This window comes from Streptococcus marimammalium DSM 18627, assembly GCF_000380045.1.
GTDB classification, from domain to species: Bacteria; Bacillota; Bacilli; order Lactobacillales; family Streptococcaceae; genus Streptococcus; species Streptococcus marimammalium.
In genome coordinates, this window is sequence record NZ_KB904340.1 from 215,237 (window position 1) to 226,818 (window position 11,582).

Genomic DNA, 11,582 nt, shown 5'->3' on the forward strand with positions numbered 1-11,582 from the left:
AACCTTCTTTCAATCTAAACTTTTTTAATTTTTTTCTATTATACCATTTTTTAAAGTTTTTTTCTTTATAGTAATGCTAAATTTTATGATAAAATATAAGAATGAAACTAAAAACATTAGCAGGATTAACTGCAGGAATAACAAGTAAATATATTTTAAATAGATTAGGAAGAGGCTCTACTTTACCTGGTAAATTAGCTCTTTATTTTGATAAAGATATTCTAAAAACATTGGTTAGTGATTATGAGGTGATTGTAGTGACAGGTACCAATGGTAAAACCGTCACTACTGCTTTAACGGTTGGAATCTTAAAAGAAACTTTTGGAGAAGTGATTACCAACACTAGTGGTGCTAACATGATTACAGGTATCACCTCTACTTTTTTGAGTGCCAAAAAAAGTAAGTCAGGAAAAAAAATTGCTGTTTTAGAAATTGATGAAGCTAGTCTTTCAAAAGTAACAGATTATTTAACACCTAGTTTGTTTGTATTCACCAATATTTTTCGTGATCAAATGGATCGCTATGGCGAAATTTATACCACTTATCAAATGATTCTTGATGGTACAAAAAAAGCACCCAAAGCAACCATTATAGCAAATGGAGACAGTCCTCTTTTTAGTTCCAAGAAGATTGTTAATCCGATAAAATATTATGGTTTTGAGACTGATAAACATGAGCCAAGACTAGCTCACTACAATACTGAAGGAATCTTGTGTCCGAGATGTCAACATATTTTAAAATTCAAACTTAACACATATGCTAATCTTGGAGATTATATCTGTGAAAACTGTGCTTTTAGTCGTCCAAAACTTGACTATGCTCTTACTGAATTAACAAGGATAACCAATACGTATTCAGAATTTGTTATTGATGATCAACGTTATAAAAATAATGTTGGTGGATTGTACAATATTTATAATGCACTTGCCGCTGTTTCTGTTGCAAAATTTCTTGAAATACCAGCAGAAAAAATAAAACAAGGATTTGAAAAAAGTAAGGCAGTATTTGGTCGTCAAGAAACTTTTAAAATCGGTAATACCTCTTGTACACTCGTTTTAATTAAAAATCCAGTTGGGGCTAGTCAAGCCCTAGAAATGATTAAATTAGCACCTTATCCTTTTACTCTTTCGGTTCTTCTTAATGCAAACTATGCCGATGGTATTGATACTAGTTGGATTTGGGATGCTAATTTTGAAACAATAATTGAGATGTCAATTCCAAAAATTTATGCAGGTGGAATCAGATATTCTGAAATTGCCAGACGCTTGCGAGTAACAGGTTTCCCTGAAAATAAAATAACTTCAGTGCCCTCTCTTGAAGAACTTATCACAAATCTCGAGAATCAAGAAACAAAACATGCTTATATTTTAGCAACTTATACTGCAATGCTTGAATTTAGAGAATTATTAGCCAATAAAAAAGCTGTGCAAAAGGAGATGAAATAATGGTTTATAGAACAATTGAATCCCCTGATGATAAAAACTATACCTATGCCTTAAAAGTTGCCCATCTTTATGGTGATTTACTAAATACTTATGGTGATAATGGCAATATTTTGATGCTAAAATATGTCGGAGAAAAATTAGAGGCAAGAATGCAGTTTGATATTGTTTCTTTAGGAGATGATTTTAATGCTGATGAGTATGATATTGTTTTTTTTGGTGGTGGCCAAGATTATGAACAAGCAATTGTAGCCAAAGACATACCTCCTAAGGCTAAAGAAATCAATCGATTTATTCAGGAAAATAAAGTTTTATTAGCCATTTGTGGTGGTTTTCAACTTCTTGGACAATATTATATCCAAGCTAATGGGGAAAAAATTGATGGAATTGGTGTCATGAATCACTACACCCTGAATCAAAAAAATAACCGTTTCATCGGTGATATTAAAATTCATAATGAAGAATTCAATGAAACATACTATGGTTTTGAAAACCATCAAGGGAGAACCTTTTTATCCGAAGACGAAAAACCTCTTGGAAAAGTTATTTATGGTCATGGTAACAATAAAGAAGATGGTACTGAGGGTGTACACTATAAAAATGTTTACGGTAGTTATTTTCATGGGCCAATCTTATCACGAAATGCTAAATTAGCGTATCGTCTTATTTCAACCGCATTAAAAAATAAGTATGGAAAAGATGTTCATTTGAAAAAGTATAGCGACATTCTTTTTCTAGAAACATCCGAAGAATTTCAGGATATTAAAAATAAAGCTGACTTTGAAGTATAATAAAACTTGGAAAATTTTTCATCCAATAGTTAAAGAACCTAATTTATTGAAAAGATTGTCCTTTTGATTCGATAAGGCTCAATCTTTTTATTTAATAAAAAAACACCTCAATTACTAGACTTTATGTCTAATTTTTGAGGTGTATTTCATTTTTTATGAAATATTTCTTATTAATTGTCAAAATTTTCAAGTTTTTTAGCAATTTCTTCCCATTTTGTCATCACATCAGTTTGCTTTGCTAATTGAATATCTAATTTTTCTTGAAGAGAGATAAGACTTTCTGCATCATTTGTTTCACCCATTTCAGACTCAATCGATGAAATCAACTCATCAATTTCTTCTAAAATATTTTCAAATTCTGTTAGTTGACGAGATAGTTTACGTAATTCTTTTTGGTTTGTTTTTTGAAACTGATAGTCCGTTTTTTCTGACTGTTGATTTGCAATTTGTTTAGAATCATCAAAACTAGCATGTTCTTTTTCTTTCATTTTCTTAGAAAGATAATAATCATAATCACCGAGATAAAGAGTACTTCCTAATTCAGAAATTTCAAGAACTTTATTTGCAACACGATTAATAAAATAACGGTCATGGCTAACAAATATTAATGTGCCATCATAATCGATGAGTGCATTTTCAAGAACTTCTTTACTATCAATATCAAGATGATTAGTAGGTTCATCTAATAAGAGAAAATTATTATTTTCCATTGATAGTTTAGCCAGTAAAAGTCTTGCTTTTTCACCTCCTGATAAGACGGAAACCGTTTTTTTAACATCATCTCCTGAAAAAAGAAAGGCTCCTAGTCGATTTCTTATGTAAACTTCAGCTGTTGTCGGAAAAGCACTCCATAACTCTTCAAGAACAGTATTTGATGGTGTTAGCCGAGATTGTGTTTGATCGTAATAACCAGTCTCAACATTAGCTCCAAATCTTACATTTCCATTAATTAATGGAACATCGCCAATAATAGATTTTATTAATGTAGATTTACCAATACCATTTGGACCGACAACTGCAATAGCATCATGTTTTCTAATATTAAGATTGATTGACTTTGCTAAAGTTTTATCACTATAACCTATAGTAGCATCTGAAATTGTTAAAACAACATTTCCAGACGTTTTTTCAGAATAAAAGGTCATATTAGCTGATTTTGTTTGGGTGACTGGCTTATCAAGACGTTCCATTTTTTCTAATTTCTTACGCCTAGATTGGGCACGTTTAGTTGTTGATGCTCTTACTATATTTCGTTTAATAAAATCTTCAAGAGAGGCGATCTCCTTGGCTTGTTTTTCAAATAATTTTTCTTGAATGGCTAATTTTTGAGCTTTTTGTTCAACAAAACTTGAATAATTTCCATCATATTTATCAAGTGATTCAGAAGTCAAATCAAGCGTTGTCTTAGTAACTTTATCTAAAAAATACCTATCGTGACTAACAATAATTAGAGCACCAGGATAATTAACAAGATAATTTTCTAACCATGAAACCGTTTCAATATCTAAATGGTTGGTTGGTTCATCAAGAATTAAAAGTTCAGGTTTTTCTAAAAGCATTTTTGCAAGAGCTAACCTAGTCTTTTGACCTCCAGATAAAGTAGCTATAGGCATTTGCCACATGCTTTCATCAAATTTAAAACCATTTAAAATGGAACGAATGTTGGCTTCATAAGTAAAGCCACCTTGTTGCTTAAAATATTCTGATAACTGATCATAATCAGACATCAGTTTATCTAAGCTATCGTTTGAAAGATTTCCCATTTCTTCTTCCATTCGGCGAAGCTTTTTTTCTATTTGACGTAAGTCTTGAAAAACGAGAAGCATCTCTTCATAGATTTTATTTTGTGAATTAATTTGACTATCTTGTGCGAGGTATGACAAAGAAAGATCTTTTTTCTTACTTATTTGACCAAGATTAGGTTTTTCTTCACCTACTAACAGTTTAAGAAGTGTTGATTTACCTGCACCATTTCGACCAACTAAGGCAATACGATCTCGTTCATCTACTTGAATGTTAATGTTACGAAATAAAATGTCTCCTGCAAAAGAGCGTTCTAACTTGTTTCCTTGTAAAATAATCATATTAATATTGTAACAAAAAAGCCCTCAAAATGGGCATAAAAGATAAGATTTAAATAATTTTAAAACTTGGATACAAATAGATTAATCAAGTCTTGGTTTTTTATCAAAAAATAAATTCCAATCAAAATAATAGCTATAAATAAGAAAAATTTAATCAATCCTTTAACAAATCGAATTATTATAAGTATACCCATTGAAACAAAAAGCCAAATCCAAGGAGAACCTTGAATAAATGCTTTAAAATTTTCTAAATCATCTCCTGTAAAAGTACGGATAAATTTTGGAAGCTTGGACATAATAGTAGGTGATTCAATACCAAGATTCTCAAGAATTGATTGACTACTAATTTTTAACCAGCTAAAAACTCCGGTATTAAATAAGAATAAAAAAACTTGCTCGGGAAATTTCTTAAATATCTTAAATAGCATTGTTAATGTCACTCCTTTTAATATTAGCTAAGAAATCATTATCATTATCATTGGATAACACATTCTTTTATTTTATAAAAAATAATAACCAAATGCAATCAATTACCTTATTTGGAGACTTACAAAAAAAGTGGCTAAGCCACTTTTTTATTATTTCAATTCTTTAAATTTACCATTTTTAATTTCTTTAAAATCTTGTTTTTCAATAAGCTGAATCGATTTTTCAAGACTAATGTAATCAGAATATTCTAGGTTAATTGATTCAATACCTGGTATTTGAGAAAGATCTGCAAAGCTTGCCTCGGTATAATCTAACGTTATAGTTTGCGTTAATGATTTTTTACCAAATTCTATTTTTTCAGTCACTCCTTTAACACCTTCGTACATACTAGTTAACTGTTCAAGAGTTTCCTTAGCAGCTTCAGCATCTTTTACACCAAGAAAACTATATGACATTTCTGTGAAGGCCTCTTGTTTAATAATTTCATCAGTCCCTTTTTTATAATAATATGTAATGCGATTATCTACACCTTCTTGAATATTTTGATAAGAAACACTTTCAATAGCATTTGATTTACCACCACAAGCCACTAAAACAACCAGTAGAGCCGACATCACCAAAGTAATAATAATATGTTTTTTTCTCATTGTTTACTCCTTTTCGTTTTATATTATACAGATTTAATGAAAATAAAGCAACCAATTACAATTACCATCACTTATAAATGCTTATATTTGTTTTCTTACCCCCTTAATTTTAATTGGACAAATCGCAAAAAATTCTTTTTAGTTTTTAAATAGATAATAATGAAAAAGCTATTAATAAGAAATTCTTATCAATAGCAATTCTTTTATCTTAGTTTTGATTAAGTGGTTGGAATTCTTTGAATTTACCATCTTTAACTTCTTTAAATTTACTTTTTTTAAGAAATTCTAAAGTTTGTTTGTAACTAATATATTCAGGATCTTCAAAATTACTAGAAAGTAAACCTGGAATATTAGCAAGATCTTTTAAATCAATTTTCTCATAATCCATGACTAAATATTCAACAACATGTTCTTCACCGTATTCAATCTGATCTGTAACACCATCAATCCCTTCATATTGACTAGTGATTGGATTTAAATATTTTTTTGCTTCCTCAGCAGTTGAAACACCAATAGCTGCATAAGAGAGTTGTGTATTTGTTTCTTGTTTTAAAACAATATCTTTTTTTTCATCATAATAAAATGTCATTCGGATATCAATACCAGGTTGTGAACTTTGGAAATAGGAAACTGACTTTTCTTTATTAGAATCATTTTGATTTATGCCTTTACCACACGCTGCTAAAATAACTAAGCTTAACATTAATAATAAGCTAAAAATTAAATTTCTTTTTTTCATAATGGTCTCCTAAATAATTTGATACCATCATTATAACTCTTTATCCGCAATTAAACAACGATAACCTGTATTGGTAGGCAAAATTTTCATGATTACGATTTAAGTAAGTCAAACTACAAAAAATAAACATCTAAATATGATGAATTTTGAATCAACTACTCGGAGAAGGATTTTCTCATGTCAAATATTCACATACCATTTGTTTTTTATCTCAGACTATTGGAACTCACTATCACAATGAGAAAAATTACAGTAATTATGCTCTATCAACTTTATTTTTAAAAGATACAAAATCTCAAATTACTCTCTTATGAAATTTAATAAACAATTCGACAAGTCAAAAGTGCAAGAAAAAACTAGTTAGACATTTATGTTTCACTAAAATCTAATGGCAAGCTAGCAATCAAGTAGAATGAGAACATTGTTCAACACAATTCTACTTTAAACTCATTAAGTTATATTATCTCTCAGTGTTTACAGGAATATAATGATTTCCTAATTAACTTTTTATCGCCTTAATAGACTAGACAACTTCAAAGACAAAACAAAAAATTATACCAAATAAATTGATATTAATTGCATACGTATTATCCATTTTTTATCTTTTAGTTTCACATCATCGACAAAAGTATACAGCTAAGTTCTAATAATTTATTTTACTTTACAATATTTTATAATCTGATTATTTTTTCTAAAAATGGTATTTTTGAAATTAAAAAAGAAATTAGAAAACTTAAAAATATCACTAAAAAAAGGCCAATAAAATTAATTAGACTATCTGAAAAATCAAGAAATCTTGTTAAAAAATTCAATATATGATAATGAATAATAAAAACACCCACTGTTAAAGAAGAAAAAGTACTGAGTAATAATTTATATTTATTACTAATAGATGTAGATAAAAAACATAAAAAAATCATTGTAGCAACTAGTTTTACAAAAAAAGAATCATAATAATATTCAGCATAAACTATGCCATGATAATATTTAGAAATAAAAGATAATAAAAATGGCATGAACATAAATAATGTTAATGTAAGAAATTTAAATAACTTTGTGACTTTTTTCGTTAAAAAATTTTGAATCTCTTTTCTACCAATAAGACCACCAATAAGATAATAAGAATACCAAGTCCAAAATCTGAAAGTTTGTATAATAAACATTTGAACTGGTTTAGCACCACTAACAAGATTAAACAATTGAATAAATGATCCAATTACTAAAAATAACATTACTAAAAAAATATGAATTTTTAAAGATCTTACAATCCTTTTTAATATGGGTAAACTAATATAAATAACTATTAGTGCTCCGAAAAACCAAAATTGAAAAAAATAACCTTTTTGTACAAATGAAGTGATAATTTCTAATAAGAGATTATCAGTGAATCGTTGTCGTACTAGATAAAATAAGAGAGACCAAAAAGAAGTAATAAATAAAATTGATACGATTTTCTTTAAAATATAACGAATGGTTATCTTCTCTTTATTTAATAAAAAGTAACCATTCGTTATAAAGAATAAGGGAATTCCTACTGTACCTATATAATAAATATATTCATTAATACTAAAGTCAGATTGAATAGTAAAACTTTTAAAAGAAACATGTAACAATAAAACACAGATACTAGCAAGCAGTTTAATAATGTCAAGGCTAACAATACGTGATTTCATATTATATATCCCACTTAAACACTGTTTTAAAGGGTGTAGATAAATCGGTGGCAAATACCTTATGAATATCACTTATAGTCTTTACATCCTCTTCTAAAAAAATAATGTTTTTAAGCCTACTTTGAATTTGTTTATCACTAATCATTTCAATAGCTTGTTCAAAATCTTTTCTTCCTGATCTTGAAGAACCAACAATAGTTATCCCTTTTTCTAAAACATCTCTTGTATTGATTGAAACCTTATTTTCACTTACTCCCATTATCATAATAGTTCCTTGGGGATTAAGATAATCTATAATATCATTTATGGCACTCTCACTTCCTTGTCCACCAGCGCATTCAAATCCATGGTCAAATTTTAGACTTTCCGGTACTTCATTACTCATAAAAGTGTTTTCAATAAAGTTAAACATTCTTAGTTTTTCAGGATTACGACCAATGACAGTAATCTTCATATCTGGGTATGTATAATGTAATGATGTTGCAACAACATAAGCTAAACTACCATCACCAACAATAACAACACTATCTCGTTTAGAATGAGCAATTTTATCAAAACGAGCAATAGAATGCATACTAACACTTGTAAATTCCGATAAAGCTGCTACTTCATCAGATATATTTTCATAAGGTACTACTCTATCAAGAGGTAAAGAAATAACTTCTTGCATAAAACCATCATTTCCACTTGATAGAAAATAACTTTCTGAAAGATAATTTTCAAAAAAAATATTGTCTTTTTCAATATTTTTTGGTGGTTGGTTAGGTATCATAGCAACTTTTTGACCAGGTTCATAAGTTCCGGTAGGATCAGCTACAACTATACCTGTTGCCTCGTGAATAGGAGCCATAGGTAATTTTTTAGCCAAAATTTTCGGATCTCTTCTTCCTTGATAATATCTTTGATCTGCATGACAAATTGCCATAAAATTAGGTTTGACAATAATATTATGTGAACTATTAATATCAATTTCTTCATATTTTATAGAAAGATTTTTGGGTTTAATCAGTTGATAAATTTGATTTAACATATTAGTTGTCCTCAATCATACTTCTTGCAATTTTCAAATCTGTAATTGTGGTAATTTTAATATTAGAATAATCTCCCTTAGCGAGACCAACTTTTTTACCATTAATAGTGAAGATTTTACACGCATCAGTTAATATTTCTTTATCATTTTCGCTTAATGCATTATAAAAAGACATAAAATCACTCATTTTAAATGTTTGAGGCGTTTGACCAAGATAAAGATATTGACGTTCAGGTATATTAGAAATTGATTCCTTATCTTTACTTTCAACAATTGTATCTACTGCTTCAACAACAGTGTCAATAGCATCATAATTATTTGCTAACCAAATATTCTCTTTAATAGTTTTCAAAGAAACAAATGGTCTAACAGAATCATGAGTAATGATAATGTCATCATCGTTTGAAGAAAACTCTGTTTTAATTTTAGTAATAATATTAGTAATTGTGTCATTACGATTACTTCCACCTGGAGCAATGACTATTTTTTCTATAAATGGTGATAGATATTTCTTTATTAAATCTTCAGTATAAATAATCCAATCTGGATGGACTCCAATAACAATTTTATTAATCTCTTTAACTAAAATAAATTTTTCAATGGTATGTATCAAAATAGGCTTACTACCTAGTTCAAGAAATTGCTTAGGCATATCTTGTAAACCCATTCGAGTTCCTTTTCCACCTGCTAAAATTCCAGCGTAAATCATTTATAATACCTCACTTCCTTTTTTTAATGCTATGAAACTATAATCTCCATCATTCACTTCATAATTTTTATTGATTAATGCTCCTAAAAGCAACCAAAACGTATTATAATGGAGCATTAACACTAAATCATCAATGATTCCATGAACAGCAATGATAGAAAAAATAACAATTAAGTAGTATTCTTTTTTTTGATAAAGAATATATAAGAGCACTGTTAATAGTAGAATAAATAAGAATGTCACAATGATTCCATAGCGTTGTAAAATTTGAATATACAAACTATCAACATAAGAATATGGATCTGTTTGTGTGTTACCAAAAGCATCTAAACCATTACCAACCCAACTCACTCTTTTACCAAATAAAGAAAAACCATATCTGTTAAGAGAATTATAGCCTAATATTAATCTTTGACCAAGAAAGCTATTTAAATTAAATTGCCATTCAACGATTGCGTTATAGTTATAAGATAATAAGAAACTTGTAAAGAAAGAAATAATAAAAGATGGTATCAAGAAAACTGAAAGTTTCCCAATTTTTCCTGAAAAATTTGGAAATATCTTCAAAAATAGAGAGAAAATTAGAATTAAAATTGATGTATAAAAAGTTAATCTAGAATTTGTTTGATTAAAAATCCAATAATTTATAAAAAATAGTAAAACTAGTTGATAGTATTTTATTGCATTTTTTTTAAAATAAACAAATAAAAGTGTAATGTTTGTCATTATCGTTGATGGAAACAGAGCATATCTAAAACCTAAAAAATGTCTTGTTCTAATAGTGTCAGAAACTATATAATCGGTAATAATACCAAGTTTACTACTCAATATAATAAAAATCAAAGTCGTTAAACTAATAATAAATGTAATTTTAGAGATCTTTTCAAACGATAAATCCTTTAGATAATATATATAGATAAATGAAATTGGAAATAGTAACTGATTGATACCAGAGCTTTTTAAAATTGTTATTGAAAGAATAACAATAATTATCAAAATACTAAATAATTTTCTAAAGTCGTATTTTGAACTAAATTCTTTAATAAATAATAAAGAAACAGAAGAAACAATAATATATTTATGAAAATCAATAAAATATTGGTAGTAAAAACTCGTGCTTAAAAGTGAGCTTACCAAAAATACAATAAAAGAAATTATGGCGATTAGTTCATTAAAATTTAATTTTTTTATAACAATTTTCATTACTACCTCTTATTCAACTTCAATCCAAGCTTTCAAAAAGTGGCCGTTTTGTTCACTAATTGGCGGTGGTGTCATATAATCCCCGTAAATGGATGTTAAATAGTATGACCAAGACGAAGGAGCATTTACTTCCAAACCTTCAAAATTAACCTTAACAGCTTGTAAGTAGCTTTCTTTGGGCATTTTTTCACGAGAACCATACAATCCCATGGCTACTGCTCCAACAAATTTACTCGATGCTACAGAATATCTTTGAGAATAGTGATCAATAAAACGAACTAATCTTGACATTCCAATTAATTTTAATGGCCATTTAATAAATTTTTTTAAAAATCTTTTCATGGGTGTTTTCCCAGTATTAGCTTTAGCTTTTTGAATTCTCAAAAGCATTCTAGCAATTCCAAGGATTTTATAAATTTTCTTAACTTTTTTATCGTCAGCAGGTAAACCATCTAATGGTAAAATATCAATCCAAAGATGTCTTTCGTTTTTATCATAAGTAAAATTATTTTCGGCAAAAACTCTTGTGTCAAAAAGTTTACAAAAAGGTTGATTGAGGTTGTTTAAACGATTCGAAGCAACTCTATAAACTGTTTCTTTTTCAAATATATCATGTAGTTTTAAAAATTGCTCATAATCAATTCTAGGCATTAAAATATCAATATCATCATCCCACGGTATAAAACCATTATGCCTTATAGCGCCAAGCAATGTTCCACCAGCTAAAAAATATCTCAATGAATGTGTCTCACAAAAAGAGACGAATGCTTTAAGCATATTTAATTCGTATTGTTGTATTTCTTTTAAAGTAAGCATTTGTCTCATCATAGTTATC

The 11,582-nt window shown here is 28.3% G+C and carries 11 protein-coding genes; 2 read left to right on the plus strand and 9 right to left on the minus strand.

Annotation, left to right across the window (positions count from 1 at the left end; translation table 11 throughout):
• The first annotated feature begins 101 nt into the window (after positions 1–101).
• Together murT and gatD are read left to right on the plus strand one after the other, a co-directional pair.
• Positions 102–1,445, plus strand: a complete 1,344-nt coding sequence (gene murT / locus A3I1_RS0102570; protein WP_018369765.1) for a lipid II isoglutaminyl synthase subunit MurT — start codon at positions 102–104, stop codon at positions 1,443–1,445.
• On the plus strand, positions 1,445–2,233 hold the full coding sequence (gene gatD / locus A3I1_RS0102575; protein ID WP_018369766.1) for a lipid II isoglutaminyl synthase subunit GatD: 789 nt from the start codon (positions 1,445–1,447) through the stop codon (positions 2,231–2,233). The genes murT and gatD overlap by 1 nt, the downstream gene beginning before the upstream one ends.
• Positions 2,234–2,403: 170 nt before the next feature.
• On the opposite strand, the gene A3I1_RS0102580 is transcribed toward gatD, so the two are convergent.
• The 9 genes from A3I1_RS0102580 to A3I1_RS0102620 form a co-directional block, all read right to left on the minus strand.
• Positions 2,404–4,317 (minus strand): ABC-F family ATP-binding cassette domain-containing protein, encoded by a 1,914-nt coding sequence (locus A3I1_RS0102580; protein WP_018369767.1) that lies wholly within the window; start codon positions 4,315–4,317, stop codon positions 2,404–2,406.
• A 59-nt stretch (positions 4,318–4,376) separates the two neighbouring features.
• The gene (locus tag A3I1_RS0102585; protein ID WP_018369768.1) at positions 4,377–4,745 is read right to left on the minus strand and encodes a hypothetical protein; all 369 of its coding nucleotides are present in this window, start codon (positions 4,743–4,745) and stop codon (positions 4,377–4,379) included.
• A 150-nt stretch (positions 4,746–4,895) separates the two neighbouring features.
• Positions 4,896–5,393, minus strand: coding sequence for a DUF1307 domain-containing protein (locus A3I1_RS0102590; protein WP_018369769.1), 498 nt, complete (start codon positions 5,391–5,393; stop codon positions 4,896–4,898).
• A gap of 208 nt (positions 5,394–5,601) precedes the next feature.
• On the minus strand, positions 5,602–6,132 hold the full coding sequence (locus A3I1_RS0102595) for a YehR family lipoprotein (protein WP_018369770.1): 531 nt from the start codon (positions 6,130–6,132) through the stop codon (positions 5,602–5,604).
• Positions 6,133–6,803: 671 nt separating this feature from the next.
• Complete coding sequence (locus A3I1_RS0102600) at positions 6,804–7,805, minus strand: acyltransferase (protein WP_018369771.1); 1,002 nt, start codon at positions 7,803–7,805, stop codon at positions 6,804–6,806.
• Between the two features lies 1 nt (position 7,806).
• Entirely contained in the window at positions 7,807–8,835 is a 1,029-nt protein-coding gene (locus A3I1_RS0102605; RefSeq protein WP_018369772.1) for a zinc-binding dehydrogenase, read from the minus strand.
• A gap of 1 nt (position 8,836) precedes the next feature.
• On the minus strand, positions 8,837–9,544 hold the full coding sequence (locus A3I1_RS0102610; RefSeq protein ID WP_018369773.1) for an IspD/TarI family cytidylyltransferase: 708 nt from the start codon (positions 9,542–9,544) through the stop codon (positions 8,837–8,839).
• On the minus strand, positions 9,545–10,747 hold the full coding sequence (locus A3I1_RS0102615) for a hypothetical protein (RefSeq protein WP_018369774.1): 1,203 nt from the start codon (positions 10,745–10,747) through the stop codon (positions 9,545–9,547).
• A gap of 9 nt (positions 10,748–10,756) precedes the next feature.
• Positions 10,757–11,572, minus strand: coding sequence for a LicD family protein (locus A3I1_RS0102620; RefSeq protein WP_018369775.1), 816 nt, complete (start codon positions 11,570–11,572; stop codon positions 10,757–10,759).
• Positions 11,573–11,582 lie beyond the last annotated feature (10 nt).